This is a genomic window from Olsenella uli, assembly GCF_016899935.1.
Classification (GTDB): domain Bacteria; phylum Actinomycetota; class Coriobacteriia; order Coriobacteriales; family Atopobiaceae; genus Thermophilibacter; species Thermophilibacter uli_B.
This window is the reverse complement of the sequence record NZ_JACJJK010000006.1, coordinates 56,536-79,289: the sequence shown is the minus strand read 5'-3', so window position 1 is coordinate 79,289 and position 22,754 is coordinate 56,536. Positions and strand designations below refer to the sequence as shown.

The 22,754-nt window shown below is 69.6% G+C and carries 19 protein-coding genes and 1 riboswitch; of the genes, 11 read left to right on the top strand and 8 right to left on the bottom strand.

All coding sequences use genetic code 11. The annotated features are described in order from the left end of the window. Positions 1-197 precede the first annotated feature (197 nt). The 3 genes from H6A07_RS06840 to H6A07_RS06830 are packed head-to-tail and all read right to left on the bottom strand — an operon-like array spanning position 198 to position 3,313. On the bottom strand, positions 198-992 hold the full coding sequence (locus H6A07_RS06840) for an energy-coupling factor transporter transmembrane component T family protein (protein WP_204814190.1): 795 nt from the start codon (positions 990-992) through the stop codon (positions 198-200). Further along, the gene (locus H6A07_RS06835) at positions 992-2,716 is read right to left on the bottom strand and encodes an ABC transporter ATP-binding protein (protein ID WP_342636576.1); all 1,725 of its coding nucleotides are present in this window, start codon (positions 2,714-2,716) and stop codon (positions 992-994) included. Before H6A07_RS06835 ends, H6A07_RS06840 begins: the two co-directional genes overlap by 1 nt. Before the next feature lie 15 nt (positions 2,717-2,731). Further along, positions 2,732-3,313 carry an ECF transporter S component gene (locus tag H6A07_RS06830; RefSeq protein ID WP_204814189.1) on the bottom strand — a complete coding sequence of 194 codons (582 nt, stop codon included), beginning with the start codon at positions 3,311-3,313 and terminating at the stop codon, positions 2,732-2,734. Positions 3,314-3,318: 5 nt separating this feature from the next. After that, a riboswitch (FMN riboswitch) is annotated at positions 3,319-3,461 on the bottom strand. 76 nt (positions 3,462-3,537) lie between these two features. On the opposite strand from H6A07_RS06830, the gene murB reads away from it, so the two are divergent. Both murB and H6A07_RS06820 read left to right on the top strand, forming a co-directional pair. Next, a complete protein-coding gene (gene murB / locus H6A07_RS06825) occupies positions 3,538-4,458 on the top strand; it encodes a UDP-N-acetylmuramate dehydrogenase (RefSeq protein ID WP_204814188.1) in 921 nt (306 codons plus the stop codon). Between the two features lie 162 nt (positions 4,459-4,620). Beyond that, positions 4,621-5,235, top strand: a complete 615-nt coding sequence (locus H6A07_RS06820; RefSeq protein ID WP_204814187.1) for a hypothetical protein — start codon at positions 4,621-4,623, stop codon at positions 5,233-5,235. Positions 5,236-5,329: 94 nt separating this feature from the next. Here H6A07_RS06820 and H6A07_RS06815 read toward each other — a convergent pair whose 3' ends face one another. Continuing rightward, entirely contained in the window at positions 5,330-6,694 is a 1,365-nt protein-coding gene (locus tag H6A07_RS06815; protein ID WP_204814186.1) for a DUF711 family protein, read from the bottom strand. A gap of 109 nt (positions 6,695-6,803) precedes the next feature. Between H6A07_RS06815 and H6A07_RS06810 the strand changes: the two genes are divergently transcribed. Further along, complete coding sequence (locus H6A07_RS06810) at positions 6,804-7,601, top strand: HAD hydrolase family protein (protein WP_204814185.1); 798 nt, start codon at positions 6,804-6,806, stop codon at positions 7,599-7,601. Positions 7,602-7,717: 116 nt separating this feature from the next. Here H6A07_RS06810 and H6A07_RS06805 read toward each other — a convergent pair whose 3' ends face one another. Together H6A07_RS06805 and H6A07_RS06800 are read right to left on the bottom strand one after the other, a co-directional pair. Then, entirely contained in the window at positions 7,718-9,832 is a 2,115-nt protein-coding gene (locus H6A07_RS06805; RefSeq protein WP_342636575.1) for a HelD family protein, read from the bottom strand. Positions 9,833-10,040: 208 nt separating this feature from the next. Then, positions 10,041-12,632: a DEAD/DEAH box helicase gene (locus tag H6A07_RS06800; protein ID WP_204814184.1), complete on the bottom strand. Its 2,592-nt coding sequence runs from the start codon at positions 12,630-12,632 to the stop codon at positions 10,041-10,043. Between the two features lie 75 nt (positions 12,633-12,707). Between H6A07_RS06800 and H6A07_RS06795 the strand changes: the two genes are divergently transcribed. Beyond that, on the top strand, positions 12,708-13,223 hold the full coding sequence (locus H6A07_RS06795) for a nitroreductase family protein (protein ID WP_204814183.1): 516 nt from the start codon (positions 12,708-12,710) through the stop codon (positions 13,221-13,223). A 198-nt stretch (positions 13,224-13,421) separates the two neighbouring features. After that, complete coding sequence (locus tag H6A07_RS06790; protein ID WP_204814182.1) at positions 13,422-14,666, top strand: polysaccharide deacetylase family protein; 1,245 nt, start codon at positions 13,422-13,424, stop codon at positions 14,664-14,666. Positions 14,667-14,715: 49 nt separating this feature from the next. Here H6A07_RS06790 and pyrE read toward each other — a convergent pair whose 3' ends face one another. Further along, entirely contained in the window at positions 14,716-15,378 is a 663-nt protein-coding gene (pyrE, locus tag H6A07_RS06785) for an orotate phosphoribosyltransferase (protein ID WP_204814181.1), read from the bottom strand. A 121-nt stretch (positions 15,379-15,499) separates the two neighbouring features. On the opposite strand from pyrE, the gene H6A07_RS06780 reads away from it, so the two are divergent. From H6A07_RS06780 to H6A07_RS06765, 4 genes are all read left to right on the top strand, one after another. Next, positions 15,500-16,306: a hypothetical protein gene (locus H6A07_RS06780; RefSeq protein WP_204814180.1), complete on the top strand. Its 807-nt coding sequence runs from the start codon at positions 15,500-15,502 to the stop codon at positions 16,304-16,306. Continuing rightward, the gene (locus tag H6A07_RS06775; RefSeq protein ID WP_204814179.1) at positions 16,293-16,844 is read left to right on the top strand and encodes a helix-turn-helix domain-containing protein; all 552 of its coding nucleotides are present in this window, start codon (positions 16,293-16,295) and stop codon (positions 16,842-16,844) included. The genes H6A07_RS06780 and H6A07_RS06775 overlap by 14 nt, the downstream gene beginning before the upstream one ends. A gap of 76 nt (positions 16,845-16,920) precedes the next feature. Beyond that, positions 16,921-18,324, top strand: a complete 1,404-nt coding sequence (gene asnS, locus H6A07_RS06770; RefSeq protein WP_342636574.1) for an asparagine--tRNA ligase — start codon at positions 16,921-16,923, stop codon at positions 18,322-18,324. 183 nt (positions 18,325-18,507) lie between these two features. After that, the gene (locus H6A07_RS06765; protein WP_204814177.1) at positions 18,508-19,713 is read left to right on the top strand and encodes a CapA family protein; all 1,206 of its coding nucleotides are present in this window, start codon (positions 18,508-18,510) and stop codon (positions 19,711-19,713) included. Between the two features lie 18 nt (positions 19,714-19,731). Here H6A07_RS06765 and glpK read toward each other — a convergent pair whose 3' ends face one another. After that, complete coding sequence (gene glpK, locus H6A07_RS06760; RefSeq protein ID WP_204814176.1) at positions 19,732-21,222, bottom strand: glycerol kinase GlpK; 1,491 nt, start codon at positions 21,220-21,222, stop codon at positions 19,732-19,734. A gap of 149 nt (positions 21,223-21,371) precedes the next feature. Between glpK and H6A07_RS06755 the strand changes: the two genes are divergently transcribed. Further along, on the top strand, positions 21,372-21,662 hold the full coding sequence (locus tag H6A07_RS06755; protein WP_204814175.1) for a hypothetical protein: 291 nt from the start codon (positions 21,372-21,374) through the stop codon (positions 21,660-21,662). Positions 21,663-21,761: 99 nt separating this feature from the next. Then, positions 21,762-22,709, top strand: a complete 948-nt coding sequence (locus H6A07_RS06750; protein WP_204814174.1) for a hypothetical protein — start codon at positions 21,762-21,764, stop codon at positions 22,707-22,709. Positions 22,710-22,754 lie beyond the last annotated feature (45 nt).

Below are 22,754 nucleotides of genomic sequence, written 5' to 3'. Positions count from 1 at the left end.
GGGGTTCCATAGGGGCCTCTATTCTACGGCAAAGGGCGGACATGCGTACCGTGGGGTGGCCGCCCCGACGTTCCTCCGAGAAGTGCGCTGTCGCGGAACTTCTCTGCGGAACGTCGGGACGGCCCATCCAGGTTGAGATGGCGTTGCGTGCGGGAGGCCCCGGTGGGACCCCGTGCCGGCCGGAAGCAGGCAGTGGGTTAACCGAGAAGGGCGAGCGCGAGGATGAACGCGGCCGTGAGGGCGGCGGCGATGAGGTCGCGGACGGTGAGGCGCTGCTCGTGGTAGTGGGTGCGGCCGGCGCCGCCCTCGTAGCAGCGGGCGTCGAGGGCGCGGGCGAGGCCGTCGGCGTGACGCAGGCCGCTGGCGAGAAGCGCCACGACCACCGGTACGACCGAGCGGACGCGCCGCACCGGCCCGCCCTCGTCGAAGGCGCCGCCGCGCAGCGCCTGGGCGTCCATGATGGCGGATGTCTCGTCGGCGATCGTGGGGACGAAGCGCAGCATGAGCGAGAAGACCATCGCGATCTCGTGGCCGGGCAGGCCCACGCGCGAGAGCGGGGAGAGCATCGCGTCGAAGGCGTCGGCGAGCTGCGTGGGCGTGGTGGTGAGCAGGACGAGCGAGCCGAGCACGAGGGCGAGGGCGAAGCGCGCCGTGTAGAGGACCGCCGCCCGGATGCCGCCGGTGGTTATCGCCAGCGGTCCGAGGGGGACGAGCACGTCGCCGCTCTGGACGAAGAAGAGGTTGAAGAGCGAGAGCACGGCGAGAAAGACCACGAGCGGCCGGACGGAGGCGAGGACGCGGCCGGCCGGGACGCGCGCGGCGACGAGGACGGCGAGGGTGAAGGCCGCCGCGACGGCGAGCTGCGCGGCGTTGGAGACGCAGAACAGCGCGATGAGCGCCCCGAGCGCGCAGCAGAGCTTGGCGCGCGCGTCGAGCGAGTGGACGGGGGAGTCCGCGGCGTAGTACTGGCCGATCTCTATCCTGAGCGCCATCAGGCCTCGCCCCCCTGGAGACGGGCGACCAGCTCGTCGGTGGTGAGGGGGTCGCCGAGGGGTGGCCAGCCGCGTCGCTCCAGCTCGCGGGCCACGCGCAGCGCGCGCGGGATCCCGAGGCCGCTCTCGGTGAGACGGCGCTCGTTCTCGCGCGAGAAGACCTCGGCGGGCGTGCCGTCGGCGACGAGGCGCGCCTGGTCGAGCGCGATGACGCGGTCGGCTCGTGCGGCGTCCTCCATGCTGTGCGTGACCTGGACGAGCGTGACGCCCTGCTCGCGAAGACGCGCGAGCACGCGGCGCAGCATGGCGCGCCCGCGCGGGTCGAGGCCGGCCGTGGGCTCGTCGAGCACGAGCACGCGCGGCTCCATGGCGAGGACGCCGGCGAGCGCGCAGAGGCGGCGCTGGCCGCCGGAGAGCTTGAACGGCGAGACCGCGCGCCGGCCCGAGAGGCCCACGAGCTCGAGGGCGCGCGTCACGCGCCGATCGACCTCGTCCTCCGGCAGGCCGAGGTTGCGCGGGCCAAACGCCACGTCCTTCTCGACCGACTCGGCGAAGAGCTGGCGCTCGGGGTGCTGCATCACGTAGCCGACGACCGCCCGCGCCGCCCGGCGCCCGCGCCGCGTGGAGGTGTCGTTGCCGTCCACGAGGACGCGCCCCTCGTCCGGGCGCTCGAGGCCGCAGATCAGCCGCAGCAGGGTCGACTTGCCGGAGCCCGTCTGCCCGACGATCGCGGTGGAGGTCCCGGCCGCGACCTCAAACGACACGCCCTCGAGCGCGCGGGCGCGCCTCCCGTACGAGAACGACGCCCCCTCGACCTGTAAAATGGGGACAGTCCCCAATTCACACACATTTTTGATATGGGGGCGTGCTGGCATAAAACTTTTCTGTGAATTGGGGGCTGTCCCCAATTCACAGACGAGGGTGGGCTCGTCGCAGGTCCAGGGGAGCCCCAGGCGCTGGGAGAGCCGCGCGGCGAACGGCACCTCGAGGCCCAGCTCCATGAGCTTCTCGCCCTGCCGGAAGACCTCGTCCGGCGTGCCCGCGAGCGCCACGCGCCCGCGGTCGAGCACGATCACGCGGTCGGCCTCGAGCGCCTCCTCCATGAAGTGGGTCACGTGGACGAGCGTGGTGCCGGCGGCGGCGAGGCGCCCCATCACGCGCAGGATGGCCGAGCGCCCGCGCACGTCCAGCAGCGACGCCGGCTCGTCGAGCACGAGCACGGCGGGTTCCATCGCGAGCGCACCGGCGATGCACACGCGCTGGCGCTGCCCGCCCGAGAGGCGCGACGGGTCCGCCTGCGCATAGTCGTCCATGGCAACGCGGTGCAGCTCACGCGTCACGCGCGTGGCGATCTCCGCGCGCGGCAGCCCGAGGTTCTCCGGGCCGAAGGCCACGTCGTCCTCCACGACGGTGGTGACGATCTGGTCGTCCGGGTTCTGGAACACGAGGCCGAGCGAGCGCCGCGCGCGCCGGTACGCCTCGAGATCGGGCGCGCCGTCCGCGCACACCCGCTCGCCCACGAGCACGACCTCGCCCTCGTCGGGCGCGAGCAGCCCGCAGATCACGGAGGCGAGCGTGGACTTGCCCGAGCCGTTGGCCCCGAGCACGCAGACCCGCTCGCCGCGCCGCACCTCGAGGGAGACGTCGTTCAGCGCCGTGACGCCCCCCTCGTAGAAGAGGCTCACGTGCGAGAGCCGCACCAGGATGTCACGCCGCGATGCCACGTTCTTCTCGGCGGCCTAGCGGTTGACGAGCGCGGAGACCGGCTTGTGGATGAGGGCCGTGGCAACGCTCGTGATGACGACTTTGAGCAGGTTGAAGGGCAGCAGGACCGGGACGATGCTCTGGATGACCACCTCGACCGTGGTGTCGGTGTAGAGCGGCGTCACAAAGATGTTGCCCACCACGCATGCCGCCACCGCCACGACGCTGCCGACGACCATGCCCAGGACGAGCCCGCGCGCCCCGCCCACGCGGCGCGCGACGAGCGCGGCGGGCACGATGAGCGCCACGCCGGCCAGGATCGCCATGAGGTGGCCCCACGGGTTGAAGCTGAAGAGGGTCTTGAGCACCCACGGCAGCACCACGACCAGCGCGCCCGTGCTCGGCCCGTAGATGAGCGCGGCGACAAACGCCACAATCGCGGACGGGTCGTACATGAGCCACGGCGCGGGCGGGAAGATCGACACCTCGACGAACGTGAGCACGAACGCCAGCGCGCAGAGCAGCGCCGTCGTGGCGATCCGCTGGGTGGACCAGGCCCCGCCGGCGGTGGTGGAGTGGGTGTCGTGCGATGCGCGTGCGTGCGTGGAAGTAGCCATGACGGCCTCCGTTTCTTCCATCCGGACTGTGACCGTTGGTCCCGGAGTCGCACCGGGTCAGCCGCCTTTTCGCGGGTCGCGGACTGGGGGCGCCGCTCGGCCGCCCGTCACCGCCAGTGGGGACTTTCACCCCGCCCTGAAACTTGACCCGTCCAGCGTATCACTTCCTGGCGAGAAGAACCGTCTATACTTGGTCCTGGCCCTGAACCCGACGAAAGGTCGACATGTCCGAGAGCGAGAGCGGTCGAGAACCCCTGTGGCGCCTGCGTTCCATCGTTGGCGAGGAGAACGTCCTCGTGGACGAGCCCCTGAGCGAGCACACGACGTTCAAGGTGGGCGGCCCGGCCGACCTCTACGTGATCCCCGAGAGCTTCGACGAGGTGCGTGACGTCCTGCTCGCCTGCGACGAGGCGGGCGTCGAGCGCTTTGTGCTGGGGCGCGGCTCCGACCTCCTGGTCTCCGACGAGGGCTACCGCGGCGTGATCGTGGCGGTGGGCGAGGGCCTCATGGGCGTCTCCGTGGACGGCGCCGAGATGACCTGCCAGGCGGGCGTGGACCTGCGCGAGGCCTCCGAGATGGCCTGCGAGCTGGGCCTTTCCGGGCTGGAGTTTGCCTGTGGGATCCCGGGCTCGGTCGGCGGCGCGTGCTTCATGAACGCGGGCGCCTACGGCGGGTGCGTGGCGGACGTGCTCAAGTGCGTGCGCGTGCTCACGTCGGACGGCTCGCAGGAGACGCTCGCGGTCGACGAGCTTGCCCTGGGGTACCGACGCAGCCGCGTGGCGTCGGATGGCCTAGTGGTGCTCTCGGCCACGTTTGCCCTCGAGAAGGGCGACCCCGAGAAGATCCGCGCCACGATGGACGACCTCACGCGCCAGCGCGAGGAGAAGCAGCCGCTCGAGATGGCGAGCGCGGGCAGCACGTTCAAGCGGCCGGAGGGCCACTTCGCCGGCAAGTTGATCATGGACGCGGGCCTGCAGGGCTATCGCGTGGGCGGCGCCGAGGTCTCGCGCAAGCACGCGGGCTTCGTGGTCAACACGGGCGGCGCCACGGCGGCCGACGTCCACGCGGTGATCGAGCACGTGCAGGACGAGGTGGAGCGCCAGTTCGGCGTGCGCCTGGAGCCCGAGGTGCGCTTCCTGGGGTAGGGCGCGCGGGCGTTCTTCTCGCCGGGTCGTTCTTCTCGCCCGGCCGTCCTCGACCTGCCGGAGCGGCCGGTCGTCGACCACCCGCTTCACTGGGAGCGCATTCGCCGCCTCGTTGCTGCGACGGTAGTTGCCTGCGAGTTTGCGGGAACCTATCGGCTTCCTGTGGGCGAGAAGGACGTCAGCTATCGGGCCCCGCGCCTCCTGAGCGCCGCCCGTCTGGCGGGCGCGGCCGACGAGGTCGGGACGACCCAGGGAACGAGCCGCGCCCGCCGCGTGTGCGAGCTCATGCTCGAGGGGTCCGCGTCCCCCATGGAGACCGTGCTGGGGCTCCTGCTCACGCTCCCGGTCGACTACGGGGGCTTCGGTCTTGAGAAGCCGCAGCTCAACCATCCCATCGACGTCTCCGGGCAGCGCGGTTCGCTGTCCGATCGCGACGTCGTGACCCCCGACTTCCTCTGGGCGGCGCGCGGCGTCGCCCTCGAGTACGACAGCGTCAGGTTTCACGCCGAGTGCGGCGCGACGCAGCTCGAGACGGACGCCGTGCGCGCGAACACGCTGACGACGCTCGGCTACCGCGTGTTCCGTGCCACGGCGCAGACGCTCGGGACGCTTCCGGGTCTGACGCTGCTCGCGCGCCAGCTCGCCCACGCGCTGGGCGCCGAGCTCGAGCCCACGACGCCGCTGCAGGACCTGCGGCGGCGGAAGCTCTACCTTCAGCTCATGCCGAGGGTGCGAAACCTCACAGGTGGTGGTTCTTTTCTCGGCAAACCGTTATAAACGCAACTGTAAACATGAAATCAATAAAATTGACTTCCGAGACCTGTGGGGTTTTGAGCGAGAAGAACCACGCGCCGAGAGGAACCTCCCGCCGCTAGTTCTTGAGCGAGTTCAGCGGCGCCGGGAAGCGGCCGCCGCGGTGCGCGAAGACGCTGCCGGCGAAGCGGTTGACCGGCATGACCGGCGCGGAGCCGAACAGGCCGCCGAACTCGAGCATGTCGCCCTCCGCCCGGCCGATGGCCGGGATGAGGCGCACCGCCGTGGTCTTGGTGTTGATCACGCCAATGGCCATCTCGTCGGCGATGATGCCGGCGATGGCCTCAACGGAGGTGTCCCCGGGCACGGCGATCATGTCCAGGCCCACCGAGCACACGCAGGTCATGGCCTCGAGCTTCTCGATGGAGAGCGCGCCGTCCACGGCCGCGCGGATCATGCCGGCGTCCTCGGAGACGGGGATGAACGCGCCGGAGAGCCCGCCCACGCTGGAGGACGCCATGACGCCACCCTTCTTGACGGCGTCGTTCAGTAGCGCCAGCGCGCACGTGGTGCCGGGGCCGCCGCACTCGCCCACGCCGATGATCTCCAGGATGCGCGCCACGGAGTCGCCCGCCGCCGGCGTCGGCGCGAGCGACAGGTCCACGATGCCCTTCTCGACCCCAAGCCGGCGCGACGCCTCGCGGCTCATGAGCTCGCCGGCGCGCGTGATCTTGAAGGCGGTCTGCTTGATCTTCTCGGCCACGTCCATGAGGCTCGCGGACTCCGGCAGCTCCGCCAGCGCCGCCGCCATGACGCCCGGGCCGGAGACGCCCACGTTGATCACCGCGTCGGCCTCGCCGGAGCCGTGCACGGCGCCCGCCATGAACGGCGAGTCCTCCACCATGTTGGCAAAGACGACGAACTTGGCCGCGCCGTAGCAGTCGATGTCCACCGTGCGGCGCGCGCACTCGAGGATGGTCTCGGCGGAGAGCAGCACGGCGTCCATGTTGATGCCGGCGCGCGTTGACGCGATGTTGAGCGAGGAGCACACCCGCTCGGTCGTGGCCAGCGCCTCGGGGATGGACGCGATGAGGCGGCGGTCCGTGGCGCCCATGCCCTTCTGCACGAGCGCGGAGAAGCCGCCCATGAAGTCGATGCCCAGGGTCTCCGCCGCGCGGTCCATGGCGTGCGCGAGCGGGGAAAGGTCCTCGTCGGCGCAGCCGGCCGCGACCTGCGCGATCGGCGTCACCGAGACGCGCTTGTTGGCGATGGGGATGCCGTACTCCGCCTCCAGTTCCTCGGCGGTCTCCACGAGGTGCTCGGCCGTGCGCGTGATGCGGTCGTAGACCTTGTCGCACATGCGCCCCATGTCCTCGTCGGCACATCCCGCGAGCGAGATGCCCATCGTGATGGTGCGAAGGTCGAGGTTCTGCTCGGAGACCATCGAGAGGGTCTCGGCGACTTCCTGCGGGGTGATGTCCACGGCGGGCCTTTCGTTGTGGCGGATTCTGGCAGCCCATTATAGAAGAGGCGTGCGGGCCGGGCGATACGGTATCCTCTCTCACGGAACAACCCCAGAGCAAGGAGGCTGCGTGGCCGAGAAGAACCAGGGTCCCGTCGTCGCGTTCTTTGACGTGGACGGCACGCTCACGTGCCGCGACCTCAACGACGGACTGCACGTCGTCCCCACTGCGGCCGTCCAGGACGCGGTGCGCGCCTTCGTCGACGCCGGCAACGTGGCGGTGGTGTGCACCGGCCGCAGCATCCTCAACGTGGAGGACCTGCGCCACCTGCCCTTCTCCGGCTACGTGACGCTCGCCGGTACGCACGTGGTCCTCGACGGCCGGGTCGTCTACGACCGCACGATCGGGCGGGAGACGCTGCGCCGCACGATGGACGAGATGCGCCGGATCCGCATGGAGGCGCTGTTCGAGGGCACCTACGGCAACGTCATGGTGCGCTGCGGGCGCGGCCTCATGCCCTACTGCGACGACGTCGTGAACGTGGAGGACTACGAGCGCGCCGGCGGGCGCATGGACTTCGGCAAGATCGACTTCACCGACGAGTGCCTCGAGGCCTGCCTCGCGAGCGACTACCTCATGAGCACCTACGTCCACCTCGACGTGGCGGACGGCAACCACGAGCTCACCATCCCCGGCACGAGCAAGGGCGTGGGCGGCCGGGCCCTGCTCGACGCGCTGCCCTTCTCGCCCTCCCGCGTCTTCGCGTTCGGCGACTCCGAGAACGACCTCGAGATCCTGCGCCTGGCCGACACCGCCGTGGTCATGGGCAACGCCTGCGACTCCGTCAAGGCCCACGCCGACTACGTCACCGACGACGTCCGCGACGACGGCGTGGTCACGGCCCTGCGCCACTTCGGCCTGATCTAGGGCCGCACGCCCTGCCTTCTGTGTCTGAAACCTCACAGGTGGTGGAAGTCAATTTAATGCAATAATCGTTGCAGGTTAAATTTTTAAACGCATTGCGAGAAGAGATCCACCACCTGTTAGATTTGCGCGCGCAGCAACGGCGTGAGCGGCCCCTGCGCCAGCACGGTCACGCGGTGCATCGCGCGCGAGAGCGCCGTGTAGAGCCGGCGGCGCGCGAGCGGCGTGTCCGGGTAGACCTCAGCCTGCGCGTCCGGCACGATCACGTGGTCGAACTCCAGGCCCTTGGCCACGCGCAGCGGCAGCAGCACCACGCCCTCGGCCGGCAGCGACATTCCGCCGCGGATCACCGTCGCCGCGTCGCCCAGCTGCTTGGCGAGCCAGCTCACGCGCGCGTCGCTCTCGGCCACGACGGCCGTGAGGCCCTCGCCGGGCTCGGCCACCGCCGCGCGCAGCGCCGCGAGGTAGTCGTCCTTCTCGTCAAACGCGCGGATGACGGGCGCCACGCCCGCGCGCTGCACCGAGGAGAGGCGCCGCCGCTCGTCCGGCTCCAGCAGACCGCAGAAGAGCTCGGTGATCTCCGGCGAGGAGCGGTAGCTCGTGAGCAGGCGGCACTCGTCCACGCTGCCGTGCGAGGCGCTAAAGATCTCCGCAATCCGCGCGAAGGAGGCCGTGCCCTCGTAGATAGCCTGGTGCTCGTCTCCCAGCAGCAGGAAGTGCGCGCGCGAGAAGAACCGTGCGAGCACCATGAGCTGGGCCTCGGTGTAGTCCTGGACCTCGTCGACCATGACGAAGCGCGCGTCGCGGCTGCCGATGCCCGTGAAGATGAGCCGCAGCCACAGCCACTCGGTCGCCGAGAGCGCGTTCGTGTCCAGCAGGCGCATGCCGATGCGGTCGAGGCGCAGCCACGCGAGCTGCTCGATCTTCTCGTGCGCCGGCGCGTAGAGGTGCTCCACGTAGCGGCGCGCGTAGGCGAGGGTCTCGTCCTCGTCGTCCGGTGCCAGCGTCTCGCCAAAGATCTCGTACTGCCGCTCCACGTCCAGGCCGAGCATCTCCTCCTGGAGCTCGTCGTTGCGCGCCATCTGCGCCAGGCGGCGGTTCAGGCGGTCGTGCAGCTCCTCCTTCACGAGGGCGGTGAAGCGGGGCCCCACGTCGAACTCCGCGAACTTGGCCACCGCGCTCGCCACCTGGGTCGCCCGGAGCAGCGTCTCGTCGCCGAGGCGGATTTCGCGCAGGTCGTCCGGCTCGAGCTTTAGCGTGCGCGCCGCCTCGTCCATGCGCCGCAGCGTCTCGGGCGTGGTGGCAAGGCCGAGGTCGCGCTCGCCGGCACCCTGCGCGGCCACGAAGTCGCGCCAGGTCACGGTCTGCGGGTTGGACTCGCCGAGGCTCGGCAGGACCGTGTCGATGTAGCTCTCAAAGACGTCGTTGGGCGAGAAGAGCCAGACCTGGCTGGGGTCGAGCGTCTTGCGCTCCTGGTAGAGCAGAAACGCGATGCGCTGCAGCAGCACCGACGTCTTGCCCGAGCCAGCGATGCCGTTCACCAGCAGCACGGGCACGTCCGCGTGGCGCACGACCTCGTTCTGCTCGCGCTGGATCGTGGCGGTGATGGCCTGGAGCTTCTCGGTGTGGCGGCGCTTGAGGGCGGAAAGCAGCAGTGAGTCCTCGATCGCCACCGTGGTGTCGAAGTAGGAGCGCAGCTCGTCGCGCACGATGTCGAACTGCCGGCGCAGCGTGAGGTTCACGGTGCGGGTCTTGCCGTCCACCTGGTAGGACGTGGGGCCCATCTGCTGGTTGTAGTAGGTCTCCGCGACGGGGGAGCGCCAGTCCACCACGAGCGGGCGGCTGCGCTCGTCGGTCATGCCGGCGGCACCGATGTAGACGTCGCGCGGCGGGCGGCCCGGGCGCATCTCGAGCGTGACCTTCGCGAAGTAGGGCTGCATGAGCAGCAGCGTCACGCGGCGCAGCTTGTCCACGTTGAAGTCGTGGTACTGGTTGTACGCGTCGATGATGGAGTTGAGCGTCTCGATGGCCGCGAGCGTCTCGATGGTCTCGTCCGCGCCGCCAAAGTCCAGGCGGACCTCCTCGCTCATGGCAATGAGGTCCTGCTTGGCGCCCTGGTGGTTGGACTCCAGGTCCGCGGAGATCGCGTCGCGGATCTGCAGCAGCTTGGCGTAGAGCTCGGAGAGGTGGTCCTGCTCGGCCTGGAAGATGGGGTCCTGGTCCTGCATGGGCATGGCGCTCCTTCGGCGTTGACGCGCGGAATTTCGAGCTATCAATGGTACGCCATCGCGAGGTGCGGGTACAGGAGCGCGGGTGCCGTCGGGTGTAGATTAACGCGCACGGTTTGCTTCAACGGCATATATCAGCAGGAAAGAATAACGCGCATGGCAAACTGTGCGCGTTATTTCCTGGGGTAACCCAAAAGTGCCGCTGTCCGTCGCCCTACTCGTCGTCCACAAAGCCCGCGCGGTACGCGGAGAACACCACCGCGCCCTCGTCCTGCGTGGCATCGAGGTCCACGTCGCCCCAGATGCCAAAGTCGCGGTCGTCATCGGAGTCGCGGAACACCTGATGCACGTGCCAGACGTGCGCCGACTTCTCGTCCTTCTCGTCGATCGAGAAGTACGCGGCGCTGCGGGCGTCGCCGTCCAGGAGAACCTCCTCGTGCGCGTCGTAGAGGCGGTCCAGCGCGCGGCGCCACACCGGCGCGCGCCAGCCCCACTCGGCGTCGAGCTTGCCCAGCTCGTCCACCGCCTCGTGCGCAGCCAGCCGCACGCGGGCGAACAGGGCGTTGCGCACGAGCAGCGTGAGGCCACGCCGGTCGCGCACGACCTCGTCCGCAGCGGGCGGCGCGGCGTCGAGCCCCTCCGAGGAGCCCTCGCCGGCGGCGGCCCACTCGTCCACGAGCGAGGAGTCTACGGTGCGCACCACGAGGCCCAGCCACGCGATGATGTCGCGCAGCCGCTCGTCGCGCTTGTCGAGCGGCACGGTGCGGTCGAGCGCGCGGAACGCCTCGGAGAGGTAGCGCAGGAGCAGCCCCTCGGAGCGCGCCACGTTGTAGCGGCCTACGTACTCCTTGAAGTCGCTCGCGGTCTCCACCATGTCGCGCAGGACGGACTTGGGCGAGAGCGCAAAGTCGCGCGCCCAGGGCACCGCCTCGCAGTATTGCTCGAAGGCGGGCTCCAGCAGGTCCTCCAGCGGCTTGGGCCACGTGACCTCCTGCAGGCGCTCCATGCGCTCGTCGTAGTCGATGCCCTCGGCCTTCATCTCGCTCATCGCGCGGTCGCGCGCCACGCGCTGCTGGGCGCGCAGGATCTGCCACGGGTCCTCGAGCGTGGCCTCCGCCATCGAGATAACGTCGAGCGCGTAGGTCTCCGACTCGGGGTCCAGGAGCTCCAGCGCCGCCAGCAGGAACGGCGACAAGGGCTGGTCCAGCGCAAAGTCGTCCGGAAGATCAACCGTGGTGCTCCATGCCGCGCTCCCGTCCGGCAGCTCCTCGCGCGTGACCACGCCGGCGTCCAGCAGCGTGGCAAAGATCTCGTCCGCGCGGGTGGCGAGCGCGGCCTTCTCGGCCTCGGGCTGCGCCGACTCCTCCACGAGCGCGTGCACGCGGGCCCAGGCGTCCCCGCCCTGCTCGACCTCGGCGAGCACCATCGAGTGCGTGACCTTCATGCGCGGGCGCAGCGGCTCCGGCACGGCGGCGATCAGCCGCTCGAAGGTCTGCTTGTTCCAGCCGACAAAACCCTCGGGCGGCTTCTTGGTCTTGATCTTGCGGGCCTTCTTCGGGTCGCCGCCGGCCTTGCGGAGTGCCCGGGCGTTCTCGATGTCGTACTCGGTTGCCTCGGCGATGACATGGCCCTCGGTGTCAAAGCCGGCGCGCCCGGCACGACCCACGATCTGGTGGAACTCGCGCGCGTTGAGGTGGCGCATCCGCCGGCCGTCAAACTTGGAGAGGGCCGTGAGCACCACGGTGTGGATCGGCACGTTGATGCCCACGCCCAGCGTGTCCGTGCCGCAGATCACCGGCAGCAGACCCTGCTGCGCGAGCTTCTCCACTAGGAGGCGATAGCGCGGCAGCATGCCCGCGTGGTGCACGCCCACGCCGCAGCCCAGCAGGCGCTGCAGCGTCTTGCCAAAGGTCGTGGTGAAGCGCGTGCCCTTGATGGCCTCCTTCACGGCCTCGCGCTGCTCCTTGGTGGAGACGCCGTAGCTCGCGAGGCTCTGCGCGCTCGTGAGGGCCGCGTCCTGCGAGAAGTGCACGATGTAGAGTGGCGCCTCGCCCGCGCGCAGCGCCAGCTCGACGGTCCCCTCCAGCGCCGTGTCCACGAACTCGTAGGAGAGCGGCACCGGGCGCGGGGCGTCCGCGATCGTGTCCACGGTGCGCCCGCCGGTGTGCTCGGAGAGGGCAGCCGCGATCGCGCTCGTGTCCCCGAGCGTGGCGCTCATCAGCAGGAACTGCGCGTTCGGCAGTGTGAGCAGCGGCACCTGCCAGGCCCAGCCGCGGTCCGGGTCCGCGTAGAAGTGGAACTCGTCCATGGCCACGCAGCCCACGTCGCACGTCTCGCCCTCGCGCAGGGCCTGGTTTGCCAGGATCTCCGCCGTGCAGCAGATGATCGGCGCCTCGGCGTTGATCGCGGCGTCTCCGGTGATCATGCCCACGTTCTCGCGGCCAAAGAGGTCCACGAGGTCAAAGAACTTCTCGCTCACCAGGGCCTTGATGGGTGCGGTGTAGTAGGCGCGCCGGTCCGTGCAGACGCTCATGAAGCACATCCCCAGTGCCACCAGGGACTTGCCCGAGCCCGTGGGCGTGCCCAGGATCAGGTGGTCGCCCGCCGCAAGGGAGAGCAGCGCCTCCTCCTGGTGCGGCCAGAGCTCGATGCCGCGCGACTCCACCCACTCCAGGAAGAGGTCGAGCGCCTCCTCGGCGCCGATGTTGGGATAGGTCTCGTCGTCGGGCCAGGGGATGAGGCGGCCCAGCGAGCCGGGGGCGTTGGGGCCCTCGTCGACGGCCTCGGGTGCGGGTGTTACGGGCATGTGACTCCTCTCGTGCGGGCATCCATTCTAGCGCGGCGGGACTATACTCGGGGCATGCCGACGAAAGGGGCTCCCATGACCGACTTCCTGCAGCTCGCGCGCGACCGCTACTCCGTCCGCGCCTTCTCCGACGCACCGGTGGAGGCCGAGAAAATCCGCGCGCTCGTGGACGCCGCCGTCGCCGCGCCCACGGCGGTCGACAAGCAGCCGTGGCACCTGTGGGTCGTGGAGAGCCCGGAGGCCGTGGCGCGCCTCTCGGCCCTCACGCGCTTCTCGTTTGGCGCGCAGGTGATCCTCATGCTGGGCGCCCGCGCGGACGAGGCGTGGGTCCGCAAGTACGACGCCCGCAACTTCGCGGACGTGGACGCCTCCATCGTGGGCACCCACATCATGCTCGCGGCGCACGACCTGGGCCTGGGCACCACGTGGGTCGGTCACTTCGACGCGCCGGCGGTCCACGAGGCCTTCCCGGAGACCGCAGGCTACGACCTCGTGGCGCTCTTCCCGATCGGCTACCCCGCCGCAAACGCGGAGCCTGCGGCCAAGCACTTCGAGCGCAAGCCCGTCGAGGAGCTCGTGACGCGGGTGTGAGCGCGGTGAGCGGCGGTTGAGTGACAGGAGCGTCACGCCGCTGAAAGGGACGAGCTGCTACGCTGTGGGTCCCGCCTCCCCGGAGGGCGGCAGCCGCCGAACTGATCTCGTCATACGGATGGACCCATGAAGAAGGATGGAACACCTCGTCACAGCGCCCCGGCGCCCACGCGACGGGTAGCGCACGCAACGTCGCGGATGGCCCGTCGGCCCACCTCGCGCACCAGGCACCGGCTCTCCCGGGGCGCCCGGAGGTTCGTCGTCGTGGCCCTTCTCGCCCTCGTCGCCTTTGTGGGCGGCGGCGTGCTGCTGTGGACCAACCGGACGGTGAGCGTGCGCGTCAACGGCACGCTCACGCAGGTGCGCGCCGAGGCGACCCTCGCCGACATCTTTGCGGCCGAGAAGATCGAGGTCACGCCCGGCGACCTCGTCTCGGTGGGCGGCACGGTGCTCACGGAGGGCGCCGGCGAGCCGTTCTCCGCCACGGTGGGCGGGCAGGAGCTCGACGAGCAGCAGACGAAGGACTTCCGCGCGGAGGGCAACGAGGAGATCGTCTTCTCGGACGGCGCGGACGTGACGGAGGCCTCCCACCAGGAGGAGCGCGTGGTCATGCCCAAGCTCCAGCCCTACGAGCAGGTGGGCGCCATCACCTTTGTGTCCCAGTGGGGCCGCCCCGGCCGGCAGATGTTCACCGTGGGCGACGTCTCGGGCGAGGCGGTGCCCGGGGAGGAGCTGGAGCCCGTCAGCAACGCGGTGCTCCAGAGCGTCAACCCGACCCCCGACGACGGCTCCAAGCTGATCGCGCTGACCTTCGACGACGGCCCGAGCGACTACACGCAGCGCTACCTCGACATCCTGAGCAAGTACGACGCCCGCGCGACATTCTTCTGCCTGGGGTCGGCCGCTGCGGCCAAGCCCGATCTTGTGAAGGCGATCGAGGACCAGGGCTCGCAGGTCGCCTCGCACACCCAGAACCACCAGCAGCTCACGACCCTCGACGCGGACGCGCTGCGCTCCGAGGTCAATGACGCGTTCTCGGCGATCAGCGGCGCGGGCGCCCCGGCGACGACGGTCCTGCGCCCGCCGTACGGTGACCTCACGCCCGAGACCTGGCTCGCGTCCGGCGGGTGCTTCTCGGCCTCCGTGATTTGGAACCTGGACAGCGAGGACTGGCGCCTCCCCGGCCCGGACGCGATCGTGTCCAACTGCACGAACGGGGCGTACCCGGGCGCGATCGTCCTCATGCACGATGGAGGCGGCAACCGCGACCAGGACCTCGAGGCGCTACCCAAGATCATCGAGGCCCTCCAGGCGAAGGGCTACCGCTTTGTGACGATCAACGAGCTCATGGCCGCCGACAGCCGCATCCCCGCCGACGTTGCGTCCGGAAGCGCCGTCATGCCCGAGGACGCGGTCTGGCCCACGGAGCTGGCGAGCGAGTAGCGGCGCGGCGGGGTGGCAGGGAAGCGGCGCGGCGGCGCGGTTCTTCTCGCTACTTGACGCCGTACTGCTCGTAGTAGGCGTCGATCGCGGCGCGCAGCTCCGGCGTGATCACGGTGCCGTCGAGCGCCTCCACGACCTCGGCCATGGAGACGATGCTCGCCACCGGGAAGCCGTAGCGCTCCTGGATCTCCTGCTGCGCGGTCACGACACCGCCCTTGCCGACCTCCATGCGGTTCAGCGAGACGATGAGGCCCTTGACCTCCACGTTCGCGGCGCCGGTCACCTTGGGGTAGGTCTCGTCGATGGACTTGCCCGAGGTGGTCACGTCCTCGATCATGACCACGCGGTCGCCGTCGGCGAGCGCCGAGCCGAGGAAGCCGCCCTTGTCCGCGCCGTGGTCCTTCTCCTCCTTGCGGTCGGAGCAGTAGCGGACCTCCTTGCCAAAGAGGTCGTGCAGGGCGATCGCGGTGGTCACGGACAGGGGGATGCCCTTGTACGCCGGCCCAAAGAGCACGTCAAAGTCCAGGCCAAAGTTGTCGTTGATCGCGTGGGCGTAGTACTCGCCCAGGCGCTTGAGCTGGCTGCCGGTGACGTAGGCGCCCGCATTCATGAAGAACGGGGACTTACGGCCGCTCTTGAGCGTGAACTCGCCGAACTTGAGGACCTGGGACTCGACCATGAAGTCGATGAACTCGCGCTTGTAGGCTTCCATGCTGCTCCTTCCGGGGGCGTGGCGGGGTCAGTGTAATTCTATCCCCTTGCCCGCCGTCCAACATGGTGCATATGTATATATTATATTATGTGAAGACTCACTATGGTGATGAGGTGGAGATATGAGGCGCTATGACGTTGTTTCCAGCCTGCAGGATTACCGTGACATCCTCTGGAGCGAGCGGGTCAACAGCTCCGGGACGGCGGGGACCTATCTCAAGGCGCGCGTGGGGAGCGGCGCGCGGGCGCGCTACCTCAAGCTCTCGCGCTATAACGGGGCGCGCATAGACGGGACCGAGTGCATAAACGAGCTCGTCGCGAGCCGTCTCATGGAGCTCCTCGGCATCGACCATGTTCCCTATCGGCTCGTGCACGCGCGCGTGACGATCGATGGTGCCGAGCACGAGACCTGGCTCAACTCGTCGCGGAACTTCCGCCGGCCCGGGGAGCAGAAGATGGGTCTTGGCAACTATTACGAGCTCTACCGCGAGAAGGACGAGAGCCCGCTGTCCTTCTGCGAGCGCATGGGCTGGGCGGCCGGTGTCGCGCAGATGATGCTGGTCGACTACCTCATCGCGAACCGAGACCGCCACGGCTCCAACATCGAGGTCCTCATAGACCGCGCCGGGCAGCCGCGCCTCGCGCCCATCTTCGACAACGGGCTCTCGCTCGTGGCGCCCTATGGCGACGACGTGGAGCGTATCGCGGCGTTTGACCCGCTGATGCCGGTTGCGACCACCAACTTCCTCGGGTCGCGCTCCCTCGAGGAGAACGTCAGGTCCGTGGCTCCCGTCGAGGTGGCGCGGCCCCTCGCGGCACGGGACCGGGAGTTCCTGCTCGCGGGGCTCGAGGGCGCGGCCTCGCCGGTTCTTCTCGACAAGATCTGGCAGATCGTCTGGGAGAGGTGGTGCTGGTATGCGTCGCTTTGAGGTCATCAACGGGGAGGGCCGGACCAGGCGTCCCTGCGGCGAGCTGACCTATGACCCCGCAACGCGGTCCTTCTCGTTTGTGGCGACGTCGGACGCGACGTCGCGTGACGTTCCGGCCATGTTCGCCCCCTTTGTCGCGCGCGGCCAGCGAACGGTCCCTGCCCGCTGGGTCGAGGCCTGGGTGGCCGAGCGCATAGCCCCGCCCTCGCGCCAGAACGTCGGCGAGGTGCTGCGCTCGCATGGGCTGGAGGCCTACGACGCCGCCGCGCTTCTCGCCAGCGGACGGGGGAGGAGCACGCAGGACGGGTTCTATCTCAGGGAGGTCGGCGAGCCGTACCTGGGCGGGCGATCGCTGGGGAGGCGGCTTCTTGCGGCGCGTGCCGCAGCGGGGCTGTCTCAGGAGGAGCTCGCGCGTCGAAGCGGCATCTCCCAGGAGGCGATCAGCGTGCTCGAGCGCGGCGGCGGCAACCCGACGATGCGCACGTTGGAGCGCCTGGCGCGCGCCCTGGGGCGGGAGCTGCGCGTCGAGTTCACGTGAGCGCCAGCGTCGCCGCATGCGATGCGCTAGAGTAAGTGGCTGGAAAACAGGCGAGAAGAACCTCGGAGGAACGCCCGTGGAACGCACCCACATCTCTCAGCTCTTTGCCGACATGGAGGCCCTCGGCGGCACCACCGTCACGGTGGCCGGCTGGGTCCGCTCGGTCCGCGACATGAAGAACTTTGGCTTCGTGATGCTCAACGACGGCTCCTGCTTCAAGGACCTGCAGGTCGTCATGAACCGCGAGAAGCTCGCCAACTACGACGAGATCGCCGCCACGGGCGTGGGCTCGGCCCTCGTAGTCACGGGCACGCTCGCTCTCACGCCGGAGCGCCCGCAGCCCTTTGAGCTCCAGGCTGCCCAGATCACGGTGGCCGGGGCCTCCGCGCCGGACTACCCGATGCAGAAGAAGCGCCAGACCCGCGAGTTCCTGCGCACCCAGCAGCACCTGCGCAGCCGCACCAACCTCTTCCGCGCCGTCTTCCGCGTGCGCAGCGTGGCGGCCTTCGCCATCCACCGCTTCTTCCAGGAGCGCGGCTTCGTCTACGTGAACACCCCGATCATCACCACTTCCGACGCCGAGGGTGCGGGCGAGATGTTCCGCGTGACCACGCTCGACGTGGAGAACCCGCCCCGCACCGAGGACGGCCACGTTGACTGGAGCCAGGACTTCTTCGGCCACGCGGCCAACCTCACCGTGTCCGGCCAGCTCCAGGCCGAGAACTTCGCGCTCTCCTTTGGTGACGTCTACACCTTTGGCCCCACGTTTCGCGCCGAGAACTCCAACACGCGCCGTCACGCGGCCGAGTTCTGGATGGTGGAGCCCGAGATGGCCTTCTGCGACCTCGCCGGGGACATGGCCTGCGTGGAGGACATGCTCAAGTACGTGATCACCTACGTGATGGACGCCTGCCCGGACGAGATGGAGTTCTTCAACAAGTTCGTGGACAAGGGTCTCGTCGAGCGCCTCACGCACGTGGCCACCTCGGACTTTGCGCATGTCACCTACACGGAGGCCATCCAGATTCTGCAGGAGGCTGCGGCGGCGGGCCACGTCTTCGAGTACCCCGTGGAGTGGGGCTGCGACCTGCAGACCGAGCACGAGCGCTTCCTCACCGAGGAGCACTTCAAGCGCCCGACCTTCGTGACCGACTACCCGGCCGCGATCAAGGCCTTCTACATGCGCCTCAACGATGACGGCAAGACCGTGGCGGCCGTGGACTGCCTCGTGCCGGGCATCGGCGAGATCGTGGGCGGCTCTCAGCGCGAGGAGCGCCTGGACGTGCTGGAGCGCCGCATCGCTGAGCTCGGCATGGAGCCGGAGCAGTACAAGTACTACCTCGACCTGCGGCGCTACGGCGGCTGCGAGCACGCGGGCTTTGGCCTGGGCTTCGAGCGCATGGTCATGTACCTCACCGGCGTGGACAACATCCGCGACGTCATCCCGCACCCGCGCACCGTCGGCAACGCGGAGTTCTAGGCGCCCGGGCCGCGCGTTCTTCTCGCCCGCGCTTCTAAAACCTCACAGGTCCTGTCTCTCTTACAAAGCAAGGCGATAAGAACTTCGTCAGAAAGCGATTTTAGAGAGACCACCTGTGAGGTTTTGACGTCGGGGCCGTCCGCCATGACGTAGAGTTGGGCTGTCGGCGTCGAAGGGGGCACCATGGCCGCTCAGAACCCGCAGCTCACGCGTCGGGAGTTCCTCTCGCTGGCCAGCCTTGCGGGGCTGGGGGCGCTAGCAGGCTGCTCGGCGCCGGAGCCCGCCGCGCCGGACACAGGCGCCTCGGAGCGGGCGACCGTCTACGACGAGGCCGCCCCCGACGAGCTCTCTCTCCTCATGGTCGGCGACGTCCTCGTGCACACGGGCGTGTGGCAGAGCGGCGAGCGCGCGGACGGCACGCGCAGCTACGACCACCTCTTCGCGCAGGTCGCCGACGACGTGGCCGCCGCGGACCTCGCGCTCGTGGGGCAGGAGACCATCCTCGGCGGCGACGCGCTGGGCATCTCGGGCTACCCCACGTTCAACAGCCCGCAGGAGATCGGCGACGCCGAGGTCGCGGCGGGCTTTGACGTGGCCCTCTGCGGGAGCAACCACGCGCTCGACAAGGGCATGGCGGGCATCGAGGCCGCGCTCGGCTACTGGCGCTCGGCCCACCCCGAGATTCTGGTCACCGGCATCGCCGACAGCCAGGCGGCCTTTGACGCCCTCCCCATCGTCGAGCGAGAGGGACATCGCATCGCCGTGCTCAACTACACCTACGGCACCAACGGCATCCCGCTGCCGCAGCCCTGGGCGGTCCGCCAGCTCGACGAGGCGCAGATCGCCGCAGACGCCGCCGCGGTGCGCGAGGCGGGCGCGGAGGCCATCGTCGCCTGCCCGCACTGGGGCGTCGAGTACGCTGCCGTCCCGAGCGACGACCAGCGCCGGTGGGCCCAGGTGCTCGCGGACGCCGGCGCCGACGTGATCATCGGCGGGCACCCGCACGTGGTGCAGCCCTTCGAGGTGATCGAGAGCGCCGAGGGCCGCGCCGTGCCCGTCTTCTGGTCCGTGGGCAACTTCACCTCGACCCAGCCGCGCAAGGACACCATGGTGGGCGCCATGGCGCAGGTCTCGCTGCGCTTCGACGGCGACGGCGCCTGCGAGGTGACCTCGTGCGCGCTCACGCCGCTCGTCACGCACCGCGCGGCGGGCACCGCCTTCACCACCTACCGCCTCGCCGACTACACGGAGGAGTTGGCCGCGGCCAACCAGATCCGCGGCATGTCCGGCTGCGGCGATTTCTCCTTCCAGTGGTGCGTCGACTTCTGCGCCGAGCGCCTGGGGGACGCCTTTGACGCGGCGTCCTGCCGGCTCGTCTGGGAGCCCTAGGCCCGGCGGCGCGTCACGTCACAGCACGCGGCGCACGGCGTCGTGCCACCCGGCGAGAAGGACCTCGACCCGCGCCGGGTCCATCTGCCGACGGAACACGTCGTCGTCCGCCCGCAGGCCGCGCAGCTCGTCGGTGCCGCTCCAGAAGCCGGAGGCCAGCCCGGCGAGAAACGCGGCGCCGAGCGCGGTGGTCTCGGTGTTGGCGGGCCGGCGCAGCTCGCGCCCCAGCACGTCCGCCTGGAACTGCATCAGGAAGTCATTGGCGGAGGCGCCGCCGTCCACGTTGAGCACGTCGAGGGGAGCGCCGGCGTCCGCCTCCATCGCGTCCGCCAGGTCGCGGATCTGGTAGGCGAGGGCCTCGAGCGCCGCACGCGCCAGGTGCGCCCGCCCCGTGCCGCGCGTGAGGCCGAGGATCGCCCCGCGCGCGTCCGGCTGCCACCAGGGCGCGCCGAGCCCCGTGAACGCCGGCACGACGTAGACGCCGCCCGTGTCCGGCACGCTCCGCGCGAGCGCCTCGGTCTCGGCGGCGTCTCGGATGACGCCCAGCTCGTCGCGCAGCCACTGCACGAGCGCGCCGGCCACGAAGACCGAGCCCTCGAGCGCGTACTGCGTCTCGGCGGTGCCCGGCGGCGCGGCCACGATCGTGGTCACCAGGCCGTGCTCGCTCGTGCGCGCCTCGCCTCCGGTGTGCAGCAGCATGAAGCAGCCCGTGCCGTAGGTGTTCTTGGCCTGTCCCGGCGCAAAGCAGCACTGTCCGAAGAGCGCCGCCTGCTGGTCGCCCGCCACGCCGCACAGGGGGATGCCCGCCGGCAGCCCCGGGTAGCTCGTCTCGCCAAAGAAGCCGGAGCTGGGGCGCACCTCGGGCAGCATGGCCGCCGGGATGCCAAAGAGGTCCAGCAGCTCCTGGTCCCAGCGGCCCTCGTGGATGTTGTAGAGCATGGTGCGGCTGGCGTTGGTGGGGTCGGTGGCGTGCACCAGGCCGCCCGTGAGCGTCCATACGAGCCACGTGTCCACGGTGCCAAAGAGCAGCTCGCCGGACTCGGCCCGCGCGCGGGCGCCCGGCACGTTCTCCAGGATCCAGGCGATCTTGCTGGCCGAGAAGTACGCGTCCGGCAGCAGCCCCGTCTTGGCGCGCACCAGCTCGCGGACCCCGGGCGCGCCGCAGATGCGCTCGACCATCTCGGCCGTGCGCCGGCACTGCCAGACGATGGCGTTGGCCACCGGGACGCCCGTCGTCGGGTCCCAGACGATCGTGGTCTCGCGCTGGTTGTCGATGCCGATGGCGGCCACGTCAGCCGCCGTGAGGTCGTGGCGCGCCACGAGCTCCATGAGCGTGCCCAGCTGCGAGAAGAGAATCTCCTGCGGGTTGTGCTCGACCCAGCCGGGCCGTGGGAAGATCTGCTGGAATGGCCGCTGCGCCACGTCCACCATCCGGCCCCGGCGGTCCACGAGGACGGCGCGCGAGCTCGTGGTCCCCTGGTCGAGCGCGATCACGCACTTCTCGCCCATGCGCGTCCTCCTGTCGTTTGGCGGCGGCCGGTGCCTTGCAGTATCCACCTCCGGGCGCCCGCGCGCCCGCCCGCGCCGCCCGCCGGTCAGAACGAGCCGTCCGCGCGGGAGTAGTACCATCAGGGGTGTCCCGCACGCGAGGAGGTCCCATGGGTCTTCACTGCTCAGACTGCGCCTACGCAACGTTCACGTTCCACCCGGAGTCCGGCCTGTACCAGGGCGCCTGCAGCCGGGGGTACACGCTCACCAACCCCCACGTGCGCACGAGCCCGGAGGACCACTTCGCCGAGCGCCCGGAGGGGCTGGTCCCCACGATCGACCCCTTTGGGGCGGAGTACCTGCGCACCTCCAACGTCTGCGAGCGCTTCCTCCTCCCGCGCGACGCCCATGGCGTCCCGCACCGCCGGGGCTGGCGTCGCGGCCGCGAGTCCGGCAAATAGCCGACCGCCCGCCGAATCCCGCGCCGCGTACCCCCGCCCGCAGCTTTCTTTCAGCTACGCTGCTCGGAGCATGATTCGCGGTACGGGAGGTGTCCGATCATGAGCATGAGAAGATCTTTGGGCGCGCTGCTGGGCGCGTGTGCGCTGAGCGTCTCGCTTGTGGCGTGCGGGAGCGGTGGCGGCGGGTCGGCGACCCCGGACCTCGGCGAACTGCGCGACGAGTTCGTGGGCACGTGGGAGCTCGTCTCCATGGAGTCCGAGAGCACGACCCTCAGCGAGGAGGACGTCGACGAGCTGGCCGAGAAGGGGACGCTCGTGACGCTCGACCTCGACGAGGACGGCAACCTGATCTACAACGAGACGGGCAACCAGCAGGAGGGTTCCTGGTCGGTCAAGGACGAGGGCGCCCTTACCCTCAAGATTGGGGACGCCACCGTGGAGGCCCCCTTCGAGAACGAGCAACTGACCGTCGAGAGCGGCGGGAGCTCCATGGTCTTCGAGAAGACCTCGGACGTCCCCGACATGGACCGTCAGCCCGAGGACAACGTGGGCGACGTCGCTGACGACAAGGACGACAAGGACGAGAAGGACCCGGACGGCCCGGACGACCCGGGCATCGATGACGGCACCCTGGACGAGCTCGCCGAGCGGTTCACCGACGAGGCGATTCTCGGCCAGGACCTCTATGCCATGGGCGTCGAGAAGACCGCCGACCTGGACGTCACCCTGAGCGAGGACGACGTCGCGCGCGTGGCCGTCACCGGCATCGGCGTGGACTACGAGGGCGACACCGGCTATATGCTCTCGATCGAGAACCGCACCGACCAGGACTTCTACGTCGAGAACGTCATGACCGTGCTCGACGGCACGGACGTCTACGAGTACGCCACCGTCGCGCGCGTGGTCCGGGCCGGGGACACCGCCGACGCGTTCCTCTTCTTTGACAGCGACGTCTGCTCGGTCACGGAGGACTCGTCGTGCTACGTCATGCTCGGCTTCATGGACATCGACGGCAACATCGTCGGCGCGTGCGAGGGCGAGATCTAGGGCGCGCACCGGCTGCGATCGGCTGCGTGCCGGCAAACGGGTATG